Origin of the sequence: Dyadobacter subterraneus, from assembly GCF_015221875.1 — a bacterium.
Lineage (GTDB): Bacteria > Bacteroidota > Bacteroidia > Cytophagales > Spirosomataceae > Dyadobacter > Dyadobacter subterraneus.
This window is the reverse complement of sequence record NZ_JACYGY010000001.1, coordinates 3,732,218-3,752,177: the sequence shown is the minus strand read 5'-3', so window position 1 is coordinate 3,752,177 and position 19,960 is coordinate 3,732,218. Positions and strand designations below refer to the sequence as shown.

The window sequence follows — 19,960 nt, the reverse complement described above, 5'->3', positions numbered from 1 at the left end:
CTGAAAAATGTGATGGTTAAAAGTTAATCTGTACTTAACATACGCTTAGATTTCCGGGGATAAATTTGATCCTTAGATGATATTTAAAAGCATTGAAAGGTATTTAGCATTTTAATACACATGAATTCAAGGAGAGATTTTTTAAAGAAAGCCGCGCTTTTATCAGGTACGGGTGCGATGGCCAACATGTTACCGGCTGTGATTGAAAGAGCTATGGCCATAAATCCGGAACTCGGCAGTACCTTTTATGATGCTGAACACATCGTATTTCTAATGCAGGAAAACCGGTCATTTGATCATCAGCTTGGTACTTTGCAGGGTGTTCGCGGTTTTAATGATCCCCGCGCAATTCAACTTCCGGATAAAAATAAAGTTTGGCTGCAAACCAACAAAGAGGGTGAAACTTATGGACCTTTTCAGCTTAATGTAAAGGATACAAAAGTGGCCTGGATGGGCTCAGTTCCTCATGGCTGGACGGATCAGACGGATGCCATGAATGGTGGAAAATACGATAAATGGCTGGACGTAAAAAAGGCTAGAAATAAAGAATACGCAAAGATTCCATTGACAATGGGTTATTGCGACCGCGTGGATTTTCCCTTCTATTATTCGCTGGCTGATGCATTTACAGTTTGCGATCATAACTTTTGTTCAAGCATAACGGGAACGCACCCGAACCGTCATTATTTTATGACAGGAACCGTTCGTGAAAAAAATGAAGTGGAAGCAATCGCGCATTTGTGGAATAACAGTAATTATGAATACCCGGAATTAAGCTGGAAAACTTATCCGGAACGTTTGCAGGAAAATGGTATTTCATGGAAGGTTTACCAGAACGAGCTGACAATGGGTTATGGCCTGAAAGGCGAAGAAAGTGCCTGGCTCAGCAACTTTGGTACCAACGTTTTGGAATATTACAAACAGTATAATGTTCGGTTGCATGAAGGGGGAATTGCCAATTTGCAGTCAAAAAAGGAGAATCTTTTGCAGCAGATCGGAGAAATGGAAAAGCAGCCTTCGGACGAAAAAGTTTCTCAAAGGCTTGCAGCAGCTAAAAAACTCCTGACTTTAATTGAAACGGCGCAATCAAGATTTACGACTGAAACCTATAACAATCTTTCAGAGCAGGCGAAAGAGATTCATAATAAAGCATTTATAACAAACATAAACGACGCTTATTACCACGAGCTGGAAGAATTAAAATATGATGACAAAGGCACAGAAAGAGAATTGAAAGTGCCGAAAGGTGATGTTTTTCATCAATTCAGAGCGGATGTTAAAAATGGTACTTTGCCGACGGCATCGTGGCTAATGCCTCCTGCACATTTTTCCGATCATCCGGGTCAGCCGTGGTTTGGGCCCTGGTATGTGAGTGAAGCCATGGAAATTTTACTTGAAAATCCTGAGGTTTGGAAGAAGACTATTTTCATTGTTACCTATGATGAAAATGACGGATATTTTGACCACATGCCGCCTTACACTGTACCAAACCCGTACAAGGAAAATACAGGAAAAGTATCGAAAGGCATTGATCCGAAAATGGATTTTGCAACAAAAACGCAGCAGAGTAATCCATCCATGCAGGAGAGTAATCTTCGGGAAGGTTCGATTGGCTTAGGATACCGCGTTCCTATGATTGTTGCATCACCTTGGTCTCGCGGTGGTTTTGTTAATTCCGAGGTTTTTGATCATACTTCATCTTTGCAATTTTTGGAAAATTTCCTTGAAAAGAAATTTAGTAAAAAGGTGAAAGAGGAAAATATCACTCAATGGCGCCGGACAATTTGTGGTGATTTGACTTCAGTTTTCAGACCTTATAATGGAGAGACAATTACCAAACCTGATTTTTTAATTAGAAAACCATTTATTGAAGGAATTCATCAGGCTCAATTTAAAAATGCTCCCGATAATTACAAGCAATTAACAAAGGCAGAAATTGAGCAGATTAATACCAATCATCACGAATCTCCATATTTCCCAAAACAGGAAAAAGGCGTGAGATCTGCCTGTGCATTGCCTTATGAAAATTATGTTCATACGGTTTATGACAAAAATAAAAACAGTATTGGGTTATCATTCAAAGCCGGAAACAAAGTGTTTGGTAATAAAGCCACGGGTTCACCATTTCGTGTATATGCGATGAATTCATACCAAAATGATCCGCTAAAATCCTGGGATTATAGTGTTGCGGCTGGTGACGCAATTTATGACGAATTCAATCTGACTGATTTTGAAAAGGAAAATTACCATTTCCGGGTTTATGGCCCGAATGGATTTTTTAGAGAATTTGCCGGGGACAAAAATAATCCATTGGTTAAACTTACTTGCACGTACGAAGCAAGCAGGCTCAATCCGTCACGATTAACGGGGAATGTGTTGATCACGGTTACCAATAATGACACAAAACCACACGTTTTAACGATACTGGATAATAGTTATAAAGCCAAAAATCAGAATAAAGCGATACCAGCCGGAGCTCAAACTTCGATCGTTTTAAATTTATCTAAAAATTATAACTGGTACGATTTCAGCGTAAAAATTAAAGGATTTGATTCTTACCAGGAACGTTTTGCCGGTCATGTTGAAACTGGCCAAGTAACTAAAACGGATCCTTTGATGGGGGGAATTGTTTAAGTAAATTGACGTATACTTGACCCTGAACAACTTTTTATTTATCTTTTCAAAATGGATAGCAAAGTGGTTCGGGGTCATTTGTTTTAAAAGCCAAAATAAAATGGAAAACATGTTTTCAGCGCAGGAGATAGAAGTTGTTGTTTCAAAGGAAGCAATTTTTACAGCGGAAACGGTCGTTTTCTGGTCATCTTTGAGCTTTACCAATAAAGAGTCTTTCGAAAGCGGTTTTACATCAAAAAACAAAGAATTCCTGGATTTTCTTAACAGCAACAGACTGGAAATAATACGCACAGTTGATTCAACATCAAGCTTTGGTGAGTATGTTTACAATACGCCTGTATATCAGATCTTGTTGAATCATGATCAGTATCTGCTTTTAGAAAAATACAGAGATAGTCATCCTGAACTTGGCGGAATGGCTGTAAAGCCCGAATTTTCTCAGAAAGACAAAGAATTGTTATTGCACGACATCACAGTACAGGCCTGGCGCGAAGCTGATGAAATAGCTATCAAAAAGGGTCTTGTGCTGAAAAATGAATATAAGTCAGAAGAAATTATCGAAAAGAAAAATTCATGGGTTACTGGTCCGCCCGCTTCCGCACGATATGATCACTTCAAGCAACCGTTGTCAGCTACCTATAAATTCACTTTCAAAACCTTGTAAATCAAATCGTCATTTCCCCACGCATTGGATTTTTAAGCATTTCAACGCATTTCGAATGATCTGATTCTTTACCAAAAACATACATCATTTTAGTAATGGCAGCTTCGGCCGTGATGTCTGAACCACTTACCACACCGACCTGTTTCAGGAATTTACTGGTTTGGTAATGTCCCTGAGCCACACGACCGCCGTCGCATTGAGAAACATTAAATATAATTACTCCTCGTTCAATAGTATTTTGTATTTCTTGCAAAAACCATGGTTCGGTAGGAGCGTTGCCTGCTCCATAAGTCTCCATTACTATTCCTTTCAATCCTTCAATTCCTAAAATTGATTTTACAACCTGTTTGTTAATGCCAGGAAACAATTTCAGGAAAGCTACGTTGGTATCCAGTTTGGATTGAATTTCGAGCTTTTTACCTTCTTCAAAAGTTTTGATGAAGGGCAAATTCCAGTCGATTCTTACGCCTGCATTTGCCAGAAGTGGATAATTTTCGGAGTGAAAAGCGTTAAAATCAGAACTCTCCTGTTTTTTTGAACGGTTACCGCGAAGCAGATGGGAATTGAAATAAATACAAACTTCGGATAGGATAGGTGTGCCATCTTCATTTGTTGCAGCTGCCAGTTCCAAAGCCGTTATAAAATTTTCACGCGCATCCGATCTGGCAACACCGATTGGTAATTGCGCGCCAGTCAGGATTACCGGTTTGTTCAAATTTTCAAGTAAAAAACTTAATCCGGAAGCCGAATAGGCCATCGTATCCGTTCCGTGCAGAATGACGAAACTGTCAAACTTTTCGTAATTGTCAAAAATAATCTGTGCAAGTTCAATCCATATTTCCGGATTCATATTGGATGAATCAATCGGCTCATTTAATGTCAAAAATGTAATTTCAAAATCCAGCCGTCTTATTTCCGGAACTCTTTCAATAACCTGCTCAAAATTAAATGGCACCAGCTGTTTCCCCTTTGTTTCGTAAACCATACCCAAAGTTCCTCCGGTATAAATGACAAGAACAGAAGCGCGAGGTGGCTCAGGAGAAATCGGATTTATGTGGATTGTATTGTAAGACATTTATGAAAGCGGATTATTTTTAACTCGCCAAAGTTAAGAGAGATTTCGCTGTTTTTGTGGTTGTGGCAATGACTTCCTGTTTTGTTATTTGTTTCAAATCCGCAACACGCTGCGCGACCAAATCGATGTAAGAAACTTCATTTCTTTTGCCGCGGTACGGAGTTGGCGCAAGGTAAGGACTGTCGGTTTCCAAAACGAGATTTTCCAGATCAACAAATGGAATTACCTTATCCAGACCTCCATTTTTGAACGTAGAAACACCACCGATACCTAACTTAAATCCCAAATCGATTGCCTTTTGCGCTTCTTCCAATGATCCTATAAAACAATGGAAAATACCAGTTAAAGAAGAATCTGCAAATTTTTCAATCAATGCAACAGTTTCCCAAAATGCATCACGACAATGAATATCAATCCAGAGATTATGTTTTCTGGCAAGTTTACATTGATATAAAAAAGCTTCTTCCTGCTGCGCACGAAAAGTTTTATCCCAAAATAAATCCATCCCGATTTCTCCAACGGCAATGAATTTATATTTTTCCAGCCACGCTTCCACGATCTCCAATTCTTTTTCAAAACCTTCTTTTACATAAGTAGGGTGAAGACCAATCATAGGCAAACATCGGTCCGGATAGGTTTCTGCAAGCTGCATCATTCCCGGAATTGTTGTATGATCACAATTGGGCATCCATATTTGTTCGATTCCTAAATCCCAGGCACGTTGCAGCATTTCAGTACGGTCATCGTCGTACTTTTCATCATATATGTGGGCATGCGTTTCTATCATAATTTTGTATTTAATCTATTCAATAAGTTCTCTCTTTCCAGGTGGTTTTACCTGGCAGCATATGAATTATCAGCATTAGTACGCTGATACCGATAAGATAAAACCAAAAGAGAAAAACTGCTTTCCATAAATCTTTTTGTTTCAATAAAATTACCGGCACAAGTACAATCGCGGTGATCAGCATGTAGTTTTGAATAAGCATTCTTAAACTTCGTTCCGGATCCCAGATGGCAATGACTGCGATAACAGGAATTAAAAGTGCTGATATGATGAGGCAAATACGGAGTACAAGCGGTGACTGCATGATGCCGTGCATCCACCTTTTTCTTTGGATCGTTAGTTCTTTAAAAGTTTTGACCGGCTCGGAAATAGCTATAATTTCAGGAATGTAGGTTTGTACAAAGTCAAATTTATTTTTTACAATAGCCATGAAAAGCGCATAATCTTCCACGATGGAAAACCCGATTCCTTCATAACCACCAACGGAGTCATAAGCTTTTCTGGAAACTGCCATATTATTCCCCAGACCCGTTATTCCAATATTAAACAAAGAGAAAAAACGCATTACTGTTAAAGTAAACAGCCATTCGAGAGAAAGGAAATCTGCAAAAAAACGGCTTTTTTTCATTCTTGTTAAGCCTACAACAATGCCGGTATTTTCCATGAAAAACGGCAACATGTTAGTAATCCAGCCAGTTGGAACAGCTATATCAGCGTCGCAAAAAAACAGAAAATCACCCGTTGTAACGTGTGCAAGCTGAGCCAAAACATTAGCTTTTCCCTTTAAACCATCTGTTTGTTGAGAAATTTTATAGTATTTAAACTGAGGTTTTTCCTTAATATAAGCTTGGATGATTTCGGCAGTTTTGTCAGAAGAATCATCGTCTCCAATACATATTTCCAGATTTTCTTTTGGAAATTGCAGAGCGTCAAGCGATTTTAAACAACGTTCAATATTTGCCTCTTCATTGCGGGCGGCCAACAAAATACTTACTTTAACTGGTTGTATTAGATTAGACATAAAGTCCGGTTCCGGAAATTTTTAAAGGATGGTCAAGCGCTAACCAAATAAGTTCAGCTCATTGGTAACGCTTTAAACTGGTAATCTTTGTTTGAAAAATGTTCCAAAAAGCGTGGTAAAGTATATTGCATATTTTTTGCCGCTTTGAGGCTGTCATGAAATAAAACAATCGAGCCAGGACGGGCGTATTTTATTGTCTTTTCAAGACAGACTTCCGGCTTTACCGCGGCAGAAAAATCTCCGCTCAAAACGTCCCACATAATAATTTCCTTGGATTCAGGGAGTTGCCTCGACTGACTTTTTTTCATTCTTCCATAAGGCGGACGAAAAAGATTAGTTTCAAGTTTGAGCTGTTTTTCACACAACTCGATATTTGCCAGATATTCCTGATCTTTACTTTTCCAGCCATTCATGTGATTGAATGTATGGTTTCCAATGGAATGGCCTTCACTAATCACTTTTGAGAAAATAGCCGGATGTTTTTTTACATTATCACCAATGCAAAAAAATGTTGCTTTGGCTTCAAACTGTTTCAATGTATCCAGTACAAATTCTGTAATATCAGGAATTGGTCCGTCATCAAAAGTCAGAAAAATTTCTTTTTCCGCGGTTGGAACGTGCCATTTATAACGTGGGTATATCGCTTTTAACCAGAATGGAGAATAATGTAAAAACATTAGTATGTGTGTTTACAGAAAATTCAATAATCAGATTTCTAATCCAAATATACGGATCATCACCGGGAAAAATTGATTATTCAAAAGTGAGAAAGCATCCAAACAAAATAAGCCACTCATAATGAATGGCTTATTTTGTTAATTCTTATTGTGAAATTATGTTCTCGAATCAGGCATGAGCAAAAACCGGATTCAGCATAGAAACTGCTTTTGCTTCCAGGAATGACTCGCCCATCAGGAATTCGTCCACAGCGCGGGCTGCTTCACGGCCTTCGCTGATCGCCCAGACAACAAGGGATTGTCCACGGCGGCAGTCACCTGCTGCGAAAACTTTTTCGTTTGTTGTAGACTGGTAACCATTTGCTTTTATGTTACCACGTTCATCAAATTCCAGGTCAAGATCTTTCAAAAGTCCTTCCTGCTGAGGATGCAAAAATCCTGCTGCCAAAAGTGCAAGTTCACAAGGCAATACCTGCTCGCTTCCTGCTACTTCCTTCATTTGCATGCGGCCGGTTTCAGGATCTTTTTGCCAGTCAAGCTCAACAATTTTCAACCCGGAAAGATTACCGTTTTCGTCTCCAATAAAAGATTTTGTGTTGATGGACCAATGTCTTTCACAACCTTCTTCATGTGAGGTAGAAGTACGAAGCATCATCGGCCAGTTTGGCCAAGGTGTACTTGTGTCACGATCTTTTGGAGGAACTGGCATCAGCTCGATCTGCGTTACAGATTTTGCACCATGACGGTTTGAAGTTCCAACACAATCGGATCCAGTATCACCACCACCAATTACTACCACGTTTTTACCGGTTGCCAAAAGCTGACCATGTGCATATTTCTTGCCCTGGTGATCTACTTCCGGGAAAATATCAGCCACACGTTTATTTTGTTGACTCAAAAATTCCATCGCATAATGAACTCCCTTCAATTGACGGCCTTCAATATTCAAATCTCTTGGAACCGTTGATCCCATAGTTAAAACTACTGCATCGTATTCGTTTAAAAGTTCGTCCGCTTTGATATCCACACCAACATTTACGTTGGTAATAAACTCAATTCCTTCTTCCTGCATCACAGCAAGACGACGGTCGATTACTTTCTTTTCAAGTTTGAAATCAGGGATACCGTAACGTAGCAGTCCACCGATTTTATCAGCTCTTTCAAGCAACGAAACTGTATGACCAGCCTGGTTCAACTGATTTGCCGCAGCCATACCAGCAGGACCAGAACCTACAACCGCAACTTTTTTACCAGTACGTTTCTGAGGAAATCTTGGTTTAACAAGACCAAGTTCAAATGCTTTTTCAACAATTGATTTTTCAATAAATTCAATTGCAACCGGTGGTTTGTTAATTCCCAAAACACAGGATGCTTCGCAGGGCGCTGGACAAATTCTTCCCGTAAATTCCGGGAAGTTATTTGTCGATGCTAATATTTCATAAGCCAATCCCCAGTTTCCGTCATAAACGGCGTCGTTGAATTCCGGGATGATATTTCCCAGCGGACAACCGTTATGGCAAAAAGGAATTCCGCAGTCCATACAACGTGCTGCCTGCTCCTTGGATTTTGACTCTATTGGTGCTGTTTCAATTTCTTTATAATCATGAAGACGTTCTTCAACGGCTCTTTTCTTTGGTAATTCCCTTTCAAACTCAATAAATCCGGTTGGCTTTCCCATTCTTAATATTTCCTTGTTAATCGTGATTCAAATTGGGGCTGTCTGGTTTTCTTGGCGGCCGAAACAAACAGCTGATAACTTACGGCTCAGAGCTTACAAATGGTCTACATCAACAACAATGTCCTGATACACAACATTTTTATCGGCAATCTGCTGGGCAAGTGTTATACCGCGTCCGTCCAAAGCCTTCTTAAAGTCATTTGGAAGTACTTTTACAAATAAACCAATCGATTCTTCCCAGTTTTGTAATAACTGGAACGCCACGTTACTGGTTGTGTACTGGAAATGTTTTTCCAGAGAATCACGCAGAATAAGCTGATCTTCTTCATTGATCGCATCAACTGCCACCATCTCGAAGTTCACTTTTTCGCGGAAATCTCCTGCTCTGTCAAGTACATAAGCAACACCTCCCGACATACCCGCTGCAAAGTTTCTACCTGTTGAACCAAGGATAACGGCCAAACCACCCGTCATGTATTCAAGTCCGTGATCTCCAAGTCCTTCAACAACAACTTTCGCTCCTGAATTTCTTACACAGAAACGTTCACCAGCCGTACCGCGGATATAAGCTTCACCAGAAGTAGCACCGTAGAATGCTACGTTACCAATGATAATATTTTCCTCAGGTTTGAATTTAGAATCACGATCCGGATAAACAATCAGTTCCGCGCCACAAAGACCTTTTCCAAAGTAATCATTCGCATCACCTTCCAGTTCCAGACGAATTCCGGCTGTATTAAACGCACCGAAACTTTGTCCCGCTGTTCCACGGAAACGGAAATGGATGCTACCTTTTGGAAGTCCTGTTCCGCCGTGAACTTTGGAAATTTCGTTGGATAACATCGTTCCAACCGCACGGTTCAGGTTATTGATCGGGAATTCCCCGTAAACCTCTTCTGAATTTTCAAGAGCTGCTTTTGCTGCATCAATCAATTTCAGATCGATGATTTCACTGATTCCGTGATCCTGATCTTCCTGTTTGTATTGTGCTACCGAAAGATCTGAATCCTTAAACAGGATCGCATCGAAATTAAGGTTTTTATATTTCCAGTGTTTTAAATCGTTGCGTGGTTCAAGGTATTGAACTTGCCCAACCATTTCATTAACCGTACGGAAACCAAGCTGAGCCATAATCTCGCGAAGTTCCTGCGCCATGAAAGTAAACATGTTAACCACATGTTCTGGTTTTCCGGAGAACAAAGCACGAAGCTCTTTATTCTGCGTAGCAACCCCAACCGGGCAAGTATTCAAGTGACACTTACGCATCATAATACAACCTGCCGCAACAAGTGCTGCAGTAGCAACACCCCATTCTTCCGCTCCAAGCATAGCGGCAATCGCAAGGTCTTTGCCTGTACGAAGCTGACCATCAGCCTGAACCGTAACGCGTCCGCGCAATTTATTTTTAACCAGTGTCTGATGCGTTTCAGCCAAACCAAGTTCCCATGGAAGCCCTGCATGGCGAATCGAACTCAACGGCGAAGCACCTGTTCCTCCGTCATACCCTGAGATCAGAATGTGGTCGGCATGTGCTTTTGCCACACCCGCAGCAACGGTTCCAACACCCGCTTCGGATACCAGTTTTACACTGATACGAGCCGCACGGTTTGCATTTTTCAAATCGAAAATCAGCTGAGCCAAATCTTCAATTGAATAAATATCGTGGTGTGGTGGGGGAGAAATAAGTCCTACACCCGGAGTCGAGTGACGTGTACGTCCGATCCAGTCATCTACTTTATGACCCGGCAGCTGACCACCTTCACCCGGTTTTGCACCTTGTGCTGTTTTAATTTGCAATTCACCTGCATTGCTCAAATAATGGCTGGTAACTCCGAAACGTCCCGAAGCAACCTGCTTGATCTGAGAATTCATGCTGTCGCCATTAGCCAGATTTTTGTAGCGAAGTTCATCTTCTCCGCCTTCACCTGAATTGGATTTTCCACCAATACGGTTCATAGCAATGGCCAGCGTGGTATGCGCTTCCCAAGAGATCGAGCCAAATGACATAGCACCTGTTGCGAAACGTTTGAAAATGTTTTCAACCGGTTCAACTTCTTCGATTGGAATTGGCGTTCCTTTTTTGAAACGTAACAATCCACGAAGTGTTAGTGCTTTATGTGTTTGATCATCAATCAGTTTTGAATATTTCTTAAATTCAGCGTAACTGTTGTTTTTTGTCGAGTGTTGTAACAAATGAACAGTTTGCGGATTAAAGATATGCGCTTCGCCGCGTTGTTTCCACTGATAAAACCCGCCAACTTCCAGACGCGGAGTCATGTTAGGACTTTCGTGGTAGGCAACTTTATGACGAACCAATACTTCACGCGCAATTTCAGCAATACCCATACCGCTGATGCGGGAAATGGTACCCGTGAAGAAGCGGTCAACCACATCTTTGTTCATACCAACACATTCGAAAATCTGAGCGCCTTGATAAGATTGAAGTGTTGAAATTCCCATTTTTGAGAAAATCTTCAAAAGCTCTTTGTTAACAGCTTTGATGTAGTTGTAATATAATTTATCGTCTGTGAATTCACCATCAATCATGTTTTTGCGGTTCATGAAAGAAAGCGTTTCAAATGCCATATAAGGACAAACACCTGCTGCGCCATAACCAATCAGCGTAGCAAAATGATGTGTTTCCCAAACGTCACCAGCTTCAACAAGCAAACCAACTTTTCCTCTCAAACCTTCGCGGATCAAGTGGTGGTGGATTGCCGCCGTGGCAAGCAAAGTAGGAATCGGTGCGTGATCAGAATCGATCGCACGGTCGGAAAGAATGATGATTTCAAAACCATCTTCAATCGCTTCAACCGCGTAACGGCAAATTCTTGCCAAAGCACGTTCCAAAGCTTTTCCGCCTTCATCTGCCCGGAAGTAGATGTTGATTGTTTTTGCCTGGAAGTGATTTTTATCAATAAATCTTAATTTATCAAATTCCGTAACGGTCAAAACCGGGTGAGGCAATTCGATCTGACGGCAATGCTGAGGCGTTTCCGTCAAAATATTTTCTGTGCTTCCTACGAATGAAATCAGTGACATGATCGCTCTTTCACGAATCGAGTCAATAGGAGGGTTTGTTACCTGCGCAAAAAGCTGCTTGAAGTAACTCGACATATGCTGACTTTGTTCAGAAAGAACAGCCAGGGGAACGTCAGTACCCATAGAACCGATTGCTTCCAAACCACTTTGCGCCATCGGAGCAAGGATCATCCGCAAATCTTCCGAAGTAAATCCGAAAGCCATCTGACGTTTCAACAACGAAGAATCTTCATATTGTCTGTATGTACGGATTGGCTGATCAAGATCTTCAACGCGTAGTTTATTTTCATTCAACCATTCCTGATAAGGCTGTGCTGAACAAATCTGTGCTTTAATTTCTTCGTCAGGGATGATACGACCTTGTTCCATATCAACGATGAACATACGACCTGGCTGCAAACGGCCTTTTGTCACAACTTTCGCCTGATCAACTTCCAAAACACCTGCTTCGGAAGCCATGATGATTGTATCATCATCCAAAACCCAATAACGGGAAGGACGAAGACCGTTACGGTCAAGCGTAGCACCTACCATCTTTCCGTCTGTAAACGAAATCGAAGCAGGTCCGTCCCAAGGTTCCATGATCGCTGCGTGATATTCGTAAAATGCTTTACGTTCCGCATCCATCTGGTCATTGCCATCCCAGGCCTCAGGCACCAGCATCATCATTACATGAGGAAGCGAGCGGCCTGAAAGGTGAAGCAATTCAATAGCGTTGTCAAGATTTGCAGAATCGGATTGTCCACGGTCACAAATAGGAAGGATCATATCCATTTCCTCTTTGCTGAAATATTCCGACTGAAAAGCTTTTTCGCCGGCACGGATCCAGTTCACATTTCCTTTTACGGTGTTAATTTCACCATTATGGGCTATGTAACGGAAAGGCTGTGCCAATTCCCATTTCGGGAAAGTATTGGTTGCAAAACGAGAGTGAACAACAGCAAGCGCTGAAACCACTGACTCATTTTCAAGATCCGGGAAATAATATTTCAACTGAGCAGTTGTCAGCTGACCTTTGTACGAAATCGTGCGGCATGATAAAGAAGAATAATAGAAGCTTCCTTTTGCTCCTTTTACCGTATCCTGAATCAGACGTGCCGAAACCTGGCGAAGTATATAAAGTTTGCGTTCGAAAGCGATATCTTCAGTAACATCGTCCGGACGTTTGATGAAAACCTGTTCTACATAAGGCTCCACAGACAAAGATCCTTCACCAAGCGTGTTGTTTAGTGTCGGCACTTTTCTGTAACCCATCAGGGTTAAGCCCAATCGTTTTAACTTTCGGTTGACAATATCCCTGCATTCTTCCCTGACAGTCTCGTCATTTGGAAAAAAGATCATACCTACACCATACTCACCCGCAGGAGGTAATTGGAAACCGATTTTTGAGCATTCTTCTACAAAATACTCGTGGGGAATCTGTATCAGGATACCGGCGCCATCACCGGTGTTTGGATCAAAACCGGTAGCACCCCGATGCTCCATTCTTTCCAGCATGTGAATTGCGTCCGCCACAATTTGATGTGACTTACGACCCTTAATGTTGGCACGGAAACCTATCCCACATGCATCATGTTCAAATTCCGGGCGATAAAGCCCCTGTTGTTCTACCATTGGTTCTGACATTTGCGACATATATCGAAGAGTGTAGACTTTTTTACAAATTCGTGTGTAGAATTTATATAAATAAGCAAATTAAATTAAACGCTTTGCCGCTATCGCATTAAGAATAGAGTAAAGCCACGCAAGATAATGATAAAAAATATTTGGTGTAATATCAAAACCACGAAATTTTATCCAACCTATATGAAATTGGTTGTTTCGTTACAATAAATCTGAAAATACTGATAATTTGATAACGATCCTGTACTATTGTTATGAATTTTTCAAAAGAAAATGGTGCGATTTTTTGTTTTCCTACTTTCATCAATATGCTTTTCCACATTGTTAATTTACGAAATTTTAGGCAAAAATAAAAAAACCATCATCCCGAGGATGATGGTTTTTGGCTTAAAAAGAACGATTCTAAGTAATCAGGGCTCGCTTGATTCACTTACGTTGTCATAATCTTCGGCATCATAATCGTCATCTCCCGCACCGAATTCGTTTTCAAGATTATTCATAAAAACGGCGTCAATTGCTTCTTCCTGCGTGGGAAGTATATTCAAATCAGGAATTTTTAGAGATTCAAGTAAGTCAATAAAATCGTCGTCTTTGGTAACGATTACCAACATACCCAGGTCATTCTTGCATAACCAGTTTACTTTTTTCAATACCGCAGTTCCACTGGCATCAACGGATTTTGTGACCTGCATATTGACAATCAGGTTATTAAATCCCTCGCGAAAAAGCTCACGGGATTTTTCCTCAAATGCGGCTGGAACTTCATTAGCAAACGCCGTTTCTTCAAGGTCGATGTAGGCGTATTGTTCTTTTTTTTGTAGGCTGTGATTCATACGAGTTTTTGTTAAAACCAGATGATTTGTTAGGTTAATTACTTTTGACCAGACTAGGCCAATGCTCTAAGTATGGCTTTTTCTATGCGTTGCAATGGATTGTCTAAGTTATTTTTCTGAAATTTTTTGCCAGATACTTTTTCAAAAAGCTCAATGTACCTTTCAGAGATTTGCCGGATCCAATCCTCTTCCATGGCAGGAACGGTTTGTCCTTCTTTTCCCTGAAAACCATTCTGAATAAGCCATTCTCTTACAAATTCTTTCGACAATTGTTTCTGAGGCAGGTTCAATCTTTGGTTTTCCTCATAAGAATCCTTGTAGAAATAACGTGAGGAATCCGGCGTATGGATTTCGTCTATTAAATAAATCGTGCCATTCAATTCTCCAAATTCATATTTCGTATCCACAAGAATAAGTCCCTGGTCAGCAGCCATTTCCGTGCCACGGTTAAATAGTGCCAAGGTGTAGCGTTCCAGGTGTTCGTAATTATCCTGCGATACCAGTCCCTGACTTAAAATTTGCTCACGAGAAATATCTTCATCATGGCCTTCGTGTGCTTTGGTGGTCGGTGTAATGATTGGCGCAGGCAATTTATCGTTTTCTTTCAATCCGTCAGGTAAAGAAACTCCGCAAACCTCTCTTTTCCCTGCTGAATATTCTCTCCATGCATGTCCAGCCAGATAACCACGAACCACCATTTCAACAGGAAAAGCTTCACATTTAATACCCAAACTTACATTCGGATCCGGAACTTCTTGTAACCAGTTTGGGACAATATCCGCCGTAGCCAATAAAAAGTGTGCTGCAATCTGATTTAAAACCTGGCCTTTATAAGGAATTGCTTTTGGCAAAATAACGTCAAAAGCCGAAATTCTGTCGGTGGCAACCATAACCAGTTTGTCTTCAAAAGAGTATACATCACGTACTTTTCCTTTGTAAAAACCGGTTTGATTTGGGAATTGAAAATTAGTTTCTGGTATGCTGTTCATGGAGTCTTATAGTAAAAATTACCATTCTATTGTTTCATTTCGCTCAGACTTCTTGGCGTACTGCTTTCGTCTGAGTTGGTAAATATATTGGGATTCGTTTGATTTCATCGCATCCAAAATAAGACGGGCCTGCTCTTCCGACATATTCATGGATTTCAGACTGCGTAATAATTGTTCACGTTTTGCAGCTTCCTCCTGTTCAAAACCTTCCGGTTTTGCCTCTGGTTTTGACGGAGTTGGCTTATTTGTACTCGCTTCGTTTTTCGCCATTCTATTGTCCTGGCTCGACTGCGAAGGTTGTTCTATTCCTGAAAAATGTGTTTTTAAAATAATATAATTTGACCTGGCAACGGTATTTCTGGGTTCAAGGCGTAAGGAAGTTTTTAATCGTTCCAGTGCGCCAGCCGTATCTTTTTTTGAAACAAGAATAAGTGCCACCTGACAGTTGGCCACCGAAGCAATCGTTTTATCTTTTACATGATCCAGAAGTTTGTATTGATATAATGCATCTTTTAGCTGGCCGGCCTGATAATAGGAGTGGGCCATGTTCAACCTCGCTGCCGGATCAGAAAAAACGGAGCCGTAAGTGATCTGATGATATAGTTTAGAGGCATTGACAAACTGCTTTTTCTTAAAAGCCATTTCAGCACCAATCTTCCTTTCATTCGTTTTTGTAATAGCGTCGAACGTCCGGTTGTCCCATAGCAAAAGCAGTAAGTACAATAATAAGGCGTTCATAATATTTCTGTTTGGAGGCAAAAATAAGAAGAGATACTCAGAGTCGGAAAGTTCCGATAGTAATTAACACATCAAGGATTAATAAAAACAGCGCAGCACCCAGGAAATAATAATATTTATTACTGACCACAGTTACTGTTCTGGTGTCAACAAGCGTTCCGTCTGCATTATTAATATCGCTGATCATCCGGTTTATCTCGTTTTTTTCATTATTCAATTCGTAGTATGCCCCTTTTGTACTGGCTGCCAGAGTTTGTAAAAAATCGTCGTCAAGTTTGCTGATGACCAGATTGTCCTTTTCATCTTTCAAAGGTTTTCCTCCGGATGGAATGCTGCTGCCATTTTTCGTTCCCACAGCCGCAACATATATTCCGACGCCAAACCGCCGTATGTTGTTATATAATGATCGGTAACAATCGCCTTTATTTTCACCGTCTGTAAATATGACAATCATTTTAGAGCGGCCTGAGCGGTCATTCCCGTCAACAAGTTTTTTATAGGCCAACTCCGTAGCGCCGCAAATGTTTGTCCCGCTGGTTGGCAAAAGTTCTGTTTGCAAACTCTGAATAAAAAGTTCAAGTGCGGCGGCATCATAAGTAAGCGGAACCTGAACGAATGCTTCATTGGAAAAAACGATCAAACCAATCCGATTTGAATGCTGATTCTGGACAAAATGGTTAATCTCAAATTTTACTTTTTCCAGTCTGGTGGGGGTAACGTCCGTCGCATCCATAGATTTTGACAGATCAACAAGTACGTAAATATCCTTTCCTTTTGACTGAATGGCCTGATCAGCTTCACCAAAAGACGGACCGAGCAGGCTGACAATTAATAAGGCAAAATAAATGGTTCGTAAAAAAAGCTTTAAAATTAAAGTTCTGGCCGTGGTATTAAGCTGCCGGGCCACCCGGATGGTACGGTAAATAAAGGAAACGTATGCAACAATGAAGAAAAATATAAAAAAATATTCGGTACTTTCAAAGGGGTAATTCCAGTTCATAATGAACGATTTGACTATTTAAAACTTTTTCAAAAATAGACAATAGAAGCTTCTGACAAACTTTTTTTTTCGAAAACATTTGTTTTTCTGAATCAGAACCTCCTATATTTGCAACCCAGAACGGAAAGACGGAGGGATGGGTGAGTGGCTGAAACCAGTAGTTTGCTAAACTGCCGTACTCGCAAGGGTACCGCGGGTTCGAATCCCGCTTCCTCTACACTGTTTCACTATTGCGGGTCGCCGCAAGTTGGTTAATGGTTGGAAAAGTAATTGGACAATCATCAAAAAAGGTTTTAAGGTTTCGGGGAGTGGCGCAGCCCGGTAGCGCATCTGGTTTGGGACCAGAGGGTCGCAGGTTCGAATCCTGTCTCCCCGACAATTATAACCATTGATCAGTTGGCAGTATCATTGAGTAATTTGTAATTTCTCGCTGCATATCACCAACTGTTTTTATTTTAAACGGTCCCGTAGCTCAGCTGGATAGAGCAACTGCCTTCTAAGTAGTAGGTCTTGTGTTCGAATCACAACGGGATCACGGAAAAGAGTATCAAAACTCGCTAAACTCCTGCAAATTAAACATTTGCAGGAGTTTTCTTTTTGCGGAATGCCCCAAAATATTCAATTATTCTCAAAAAAAAGGTGAGTGATTCGGTGAGTCAAATCTCTGAATTTCCCGACTCACCAGAATGCACTTAACTAATTGTATTTCAGCATATTCTGCAAATGAACATCTTGTGCTAACGGATTTGTAAGACTAATTTTGTTTAACCTTTTAACTTAAAAGTTATGACGACAAATTTGAGTCTGCTTTTCTATGTGAGAAAGCAAGAATTATGATGGTGGTGAAGCGCCGATTTATTTGAGGTTGACCGTCAACGGAAGGCGGATTGAAATTGCCACAGGTAGGCAATGTGATCCAAAAAGATGGAACAGTAAAGCCGGCAGATTGTCTGGCAGTAAAGAAGACGCTCGTTCTACAAATTCATACCTAAATACTTTACAGGAAAAAGTATTTAGTGCTCATAGTGAGCTTGTAATTAGCGGTGAGCTAATTACAGCTGAGTCAGTTAAAGATAAATTCAATGGCCGGGTTGAAAATCCCAAACTTCTATTGGAAGTAATCAAAGAGCATAATAAATGGATGGAAGCCCTTGTCGGAACCACGTCAGTTGTATGTTGGCCTGTCTCCACTTGCTAAAATGTGCATAACGGGGCCAGGCTGTGGCTATATATATTACTTTAATCTAGGTTGACTGCATCAATTTACTTTTAGAGCTGATAGATAGCTCTCAAAAGTAAATTATAGTCTAAATCGTGTACGATTAAATATACTAAGCAGCCGACTTATATACACATGTAAAGGGTCATGTGTATATAACGACGCTTATGTGGCTGTTTTGATCTACTGAAATTATACTACTTAATACTTAGGGTCATTGAGGGCTTCATCCTGGAAATCAAACTCCTCGTGCGAATGGAAGATGTTTAGAAGCCCTTAGTCTTCCCGAATCCGGTCACGGTGTTTTTTACCCCAGGCAATCATTTCCAGCACCATATTCTGCAAGGTATCGCAATACGAGGAAGTCGTGTACTCCACGGTGGGCGGCGATGTGTCATACACCCGCCGCACCACCAGCTTGTTTTGTTCCAGGGCTTTGAGCTCTGTGGATAAGACCTTGGTGGTGATACCATGCACGCTCCGCTGAATTTCGCGAAAGCGACTATTGCCTTCGTGTATGGCCACTAGGATAGGTAATTTCCACTTCCCACTTACCACGTACAAGGTATCCTGAAGGTGGCGTATTTGCTGCGCAACGGTGTCTTTATCTGGAGGTATATCTGGCATCCTTTAGGTAACTGGTATGTTTTGTAAACCAGTTAAGGCGTAAATTTACAGAAATTAATTAAATGAACATGAATCATATTCAAAAACCAGTAATCCTAGTTGCTGGTGGCGCGGGCCTCCAGGGAGGTGCCGTCATTAAGGCCTTACTAGCAAAAGGTGATTTCGCCATACGGGCGATTGTACGGAATAAAAACAGCGAGGCAGCCAAGGCTCTGGCGGCTCAAAATATCGAACTATTCGAAACTACCTTCGATGAACTGGAAGGTTTGAGCAAGGCGGCGCGAGGGGCGACCGGTGTCTTCTCTGTGCAAATGGGTACTCACCCTGGCAATAAGGGAGAGGAAACGCGTCATGCCAATAATTTAGTAGCGGCTGCAAGGGCGGCGGGTGTCCGGCAATTCGTACATACGTCGGTGGCGCGGGCTGGGGAGCATGAAAATTTTGTGGACTGGGACAAAGGCCGCTGGGAGCCGTTGTATTGGCTGGAAAAATCTGCTGCTATTGACGCGGTTAAAGCTGCGGGCTTCCCGTACTGGACCATTTTGAAACCGCCGTTTTTAATGGAGAATTTGCTTCCCCCAGGGATGCAGGCATGTTCCCTACCATGGCCAATGGAAAGTTCATCACACCGGTCGCGACGGAACCCAAATTGACTGGTTTTCAGCACAGGATATTGGCCGCTTTGCAGCCGAAGCCTTTACTCAGCCGGAGAAATTCAACCATAAAGAACTCTCATTAGTGGGTGAAAAACACACCATGTCAGAAGTTGCCGAGGCGCTTTCCACTGTGACCGGCAAACATTTTGATGCCATCAGCCAAACTGAGGAGGAAGCAGCCGCCAGCGGATTGTTTAAATGGGGGTTCGAAGCCTACATCTGGCAGAATGTGGAAGGGTATAAAATTGACCCTCAGGAAGCTTCCGGCTACGGCATCCACCCCGAGTCGCTAGATGAATTTCTGGAGGGCCATAAATCTTTCCTGCAAGAAAGATATTCTGGTTTAGAATAAGACAGGTCAACGATCATTGACAGTTTATCCTGCATCTGGCTCAAGGCAAGGTGCGTATATCATTTTTAATCTAACCAAACGTAAGTAAACATGACAAAACAGGTATTTGGGTACTTTTTGCTCCTATCACCTAGTTATATAACAAATATATTTCAATATGTTTTTGGAAAGTTGCACCATACCAGCTTCTAGTTATGGATAAAATGCGAGCCAATTAATTAGGTCCTGTTTTATAGTGAAACTGTCGGTTTGATTATTACATTTTTGTGCACCGGTGTATTAATTTGGAAGAGATTAAGGAAAGATGAAGGTACTTACAGACTTTTACTTTTCTTGATCTTCTTT

15 protein-coding genes, 3 tRNA genes and 2 pseudogenes are annotated in these 19,960 nt (G+C 41.2%); 9 read left to right on the top strand and 11 right to left on the bottom strand.

The window, feature by feature from the left end; genetic code table 11:
* Positions 1-120: 120 nt before the first annotated feature.
* Together IEE83_RS15545 and IEE83_RS15540 are read left to right on the top strand one after the other, a co-directional pair.
* Positions 121-2,634 (top strand): phosphocholine-specific phospholipase C, encoded by a 2,514-nt coding sequence (locus tag IEE83_RS15545; protein WP_194121454.1) that lies wholly within the window; start codon positions 121-123, stop codon positions 2,632-2,634.
* Between the two features lie 100 nt (positions 2,635-2,734).
* A complete protein-coding gene (locus tag IEE83_RS15540; protein WP_194121453.1) occupies positions 2,735-3,298 on the top strand; it encodes a hypothetical protein in 564 nt (187 codons plus the stop codon).
* 1 nt (position 3,299) lies between these two features.
* On the opposite strand, the gene IEE83_RS15535 is transcribed toward IEE83_RS15540, so the two are convergent.
* From IEE83_RS15535 to IEE83_RS15490, 10 genes are all read right to left on the bottom strand, one after another.
* Positions 3,300-4,373: an asparaginase gene (locus IEE83_RS15535; protein ID WP_194121452.1), complete on the bottom strand. Its 1,074-nt coding sequence runs from the start codon at positions 4,371-4,373 to the stop codon at positions 3,300-3,302.
* 19 nt (positions 4,374-4,392) lie between these two features.
* Entirely contained in the window at positions 4,393-5,160 is a 768-nt protein-coding gene (locus IEE83_RS15530) for a TatD family hydrolase (RefSeq protein WP_194121451.1), read from the bottom strand.
* Positions 5,161-5,179: 19 nt separating this feature from the next.
* The gene (locus tag IEE83_RS15525; RefSeq protein ID WP_194121450.1) at positions 5,180-6,181 is read right to left on the bottom strand and encodes a glycosyltransferase; all 1,002 of its coding nucleotides are present in this window, start codon (positions 6,179-6,181) and stop codon (positions 5,180-5,182) included.
* A gap of 53 nt (positions 6,182-6,234) precedes the next feature.
* Complete coding sequence (locus IEE83_RS15520; protein WP_194121449.1) at positions 6,235-6,858, bottom strand: polysaccharide deacetylase family protein; 624 nt, start codon at positions 6,856-6,858, stop codon at positions 6,235-6,237.
* Positions 6,859-7,027: 169 nt separating this feature from the next.
* A complete protein-coding gene (locus IEE83_RS15515; RefSeq protein WP_194121448.1) occupies positions 7,028-8,536 on the bottom strand; it encodes a glutamate synthase subunit beta in 1,509 nt (502 codons plus the stop codon).
* A 93-nt stretch (positions 8,537-8,629) separates the two neighbouring features.
* Positions 8,630-13,213, bottom strand: coding sequence for a glutamate synthase large subunit (gene gltB / locus IEE83_RS15510; protein ID WP_379992946.1), 4,584 nt, complete (start codon positions 13,211-13,213; stop codon positions 8,630-8,632).
* Between the two features lie 398 nt (positions 13,214-13,611).
* On the bottom strand, positions 13,612-14,034 hold the full coding sequence (locus IEE83_RS15505; RefSeq protein ID WP_194121446.1) for an anti-anti-sigma factor: 423 nt from the start codon (positions 14,032-14,034) through the stop codon (positions 13,612-13,614).
* Between the two features lie 53 nt (positions 14,035-14,087).
* A complete protein-coding gene (locus IEE83_RS15500; RefSeq protein WP_194121445.1) occupies positions 14,088-15,023 on the bottom strand; it encodes a phosphoribosylaminoimidazolesuccinocarboxamide synthase in 936 nt (311 codons plus the stop codon).
* Positions 15,024-15,041: 18 nt separating this feature from the next.
* The gene (locus tag IEE83_RS15495; RefSeq protein WP_194121444.1) at positions 15,042-15,761 is read right to left on the bottom strand and encodes a tetratricopeptide repeat protein; all 720 of its coding nucleotides are present in this window, start codon (positions 15,759-15,761) and stop codon (positions 15,042-15,044) included.
* Positions 15,762-15,798: 37 nt separating this feature from the next.
* A complete protein-coding gene (locus tag IEE83_RS15490) occupies positions 15,799-16,761 on the bottom strand; it encodes a vWA domain-containing protein (protein ID WP_194121443.1) in 963 nt (320 codons plus the stop codon).
* Positions 16,762-16,891: 130 nt separating this feature from the next.
* On the opposite strand from IEE83_RS15490, the gene IEE83_RS15485 reads away from it, so the two are divergent.
* From IEE83_RS15485 to IEE83_RS33590, 4 genes and pseudogenes are all read left to right on the top strand, one after another.
* A tRNA-Ser gene (locus tag IEE83_RS15485) sits at positions 16,892-16,978 on the top strand.
* 85 nt (positions 16,979-17,063) lie between these two features.
* Positions 17,064-17,137: transfer RNA gene (locus IEE83_RS15480), tRNA-Pro, on the top strand.
* 85 nt (positions 17,138-17,222) lie between these two features.
* Positions 17,223-17,296 (top strand) — tRNA-Arg (locus tag IEE83_RS15475).
* A 312-nt stretch (positions 17,297-17,608) separates the two neighbouring features.
* Positions 17,609-17,959, top strand: a pseudogene (locus tag IEE83_RS33590) (Arm DNA-binding domain-containing protein); the annotation flags it as partial.
* Between the two features lie 297 nt (positions 17,960-18,256).
* Here the strand turns inward: IEE83_RS33590 and IEE83_RS15465 are convergent.
* Positions 18,257-18,607, bottom strand: coding sequence for a winged helix-turn-helix transcriptional regulator (locus IEE83_RS15465; RefSeq protein WP_194121441.1), 351 nt, complete (start codon positions 18,605-18,607; stop codon positions 18,257-18,259).
* Between the two features lie 68 nt (positions 18,608-18,675).
* On the opposite strand from IEE83_RS15465, the gene IEE83_RS33210 reads away from it, so the two are divergent.
* The 3 genes and pseudogenes from IEE83_RS33210 to IEE83_RS33205 all read left to right on the top strand — a co-directional run bounded on the left by IEE83_RS33210 (position 18,676) and on the right by IEE83_RS33205 (position 19,615).
* A complete protein-coding gene (locus IEE83_RS33210) occupies positions 18,676-19,260 on the top strand; it encodes an NmrA family NAD(P)-binding protein (protein WP_194121440.1) in 585 nt (194 codons plus the stop codon).
* A pseudogene (locus tag IEE83_RS33585) lies at positions 19,175-19,360 on the top strand (hypothetical protein); the annotation flags it as partial. The gene IEE83_RS33210 and the pseudogene IEE83_RS33585, both read left to right, overlap by 86 nt.
* Positions 19,361-19,363: 3 nt before the next feature.
* Complete coding sequence (locus tag IEE83_RS33205; protein ID WP_229251484.1) at positions 19,364-19,615, top strand: hypothetical protein; 252 nt, start codon at positions 19,364-19,366, stop codon at positions 19,613-19,615.
* Positions 19,616-19,960 lie beyond the last annotated feature (345 nt).

What these genes read in the sequence shown, in the direction of transcription:
- IEE83_RS15545 (WP_194121454.1), top strand. Translation starts at nt 121, where the DNA reads ATGAATTCAAGGAGAGATTTTTTAAAGAAAGCCGCGCTTTTATCAGGT.
- IEE83_RS15540 (WP_194121453.1), top strand. Translation starts at nt 2,735, where the DNA reads ATGGAAAACATGTTTTCAGCGCAGGAGATAGAAGTTGTTGTTTCAAAG.
- IEE83_RS15535 (WP_194121452.1), bottom strand. Translation starts at nt 4,373, where the DNA reads ATGTCTTACAATACAATCCACATAAATCCGATTTCTCCTGAGCCACCT.
- IEE83_RS15530 (WP_194121451.1), bottom strand. Translation starts at nt 5,160, where the DNA reads ATGATAGAAACGCATGCCCACATATATGATGAAAAGTACGACGATGAC.
- IEE83_RS15525 (WP_194121450.1), bottom strand. Translation starts at nt 6,181, where the DNA reads ATGTCTAATCTAATACAACCAGTTAAAGTAAGTATTTTGTTGGCCGCC.
- IEE83_RS15520 (WP_194121449.1), bottom strand. Translation starts at nt 6,858, where the DNA reads ATGTTTTTACATTATTCTCCATTCTGGTTAAAAGCGATATACCCACGT.
- IEE83_RS15515 (WP_194121448.1), bottom strand. Translation starts at nt 8,536, where the DNA reads ATGGGAAAGCCAACCGGATTTATTGAGTTTGAAAGGGAATTACCAAAG.
- gltB (WP_379992946.1), bottom strand. Translation starts at nt 13,213, where the DNA reads ATGTCGCAAATGTCAGAACCAATGGTAGAACAACAGGGGCTTTATCGC.
- IEE83_RS15505 (WP_194121446.1), bottom strand. Translation starts at nt 14,034, where the DNA reads ATGAATCACAGCCTACAAAAAAAAGAACAATACGCCTACATCGACCTT.
- IEE83_RS15500 (WP_194121445.1), bottom strand. Translation starts at nt 15,023, where the DNA reads ATGAACAGCATACCAGAAACTAATTTTCAATTCCCAAATCAAACCGGT.
- IEE83_RS15495 (WP_194121444.1), bottom strand. Translation starts at nt 15,761, where the DNA reads ATGAACGCCTTATTATTGTACTTACTGCTTTTGCTATGGGACAACCGG.
- IEE83_RS15490 (WP_194121443.1), bottom strand. Translation starts at nt 16,761, where the DNA reads ATGAACTGGAATTACCCCTTTGAAAGTACCGAATATTTTTTTATATTT.
- IEE83_RS15465 (WP_194121441.1), bottom strand. Translation starts at nt 18,607, where the DNA reads ATGCCAGATATACCTCCAGATAAAGACACCGTTGCGCAGCAAATACGC.
- IEE83_RS33210 (WP_194121440.1), top strand. Translation starts at nt 18,676, where the DNA reads ATGAATCATATTCAAAAACCAGTAATCCTAGTTGCTGGTGGCGCGGGC.
- IEE83_RS33205 (WP_229251484.1), top strand. Translation starts at nt 19,364, where the DNA reads ATGTCAGAAGTTGCCGAGGCGCTTTCCACTGTGACCGGCAAACATTTT.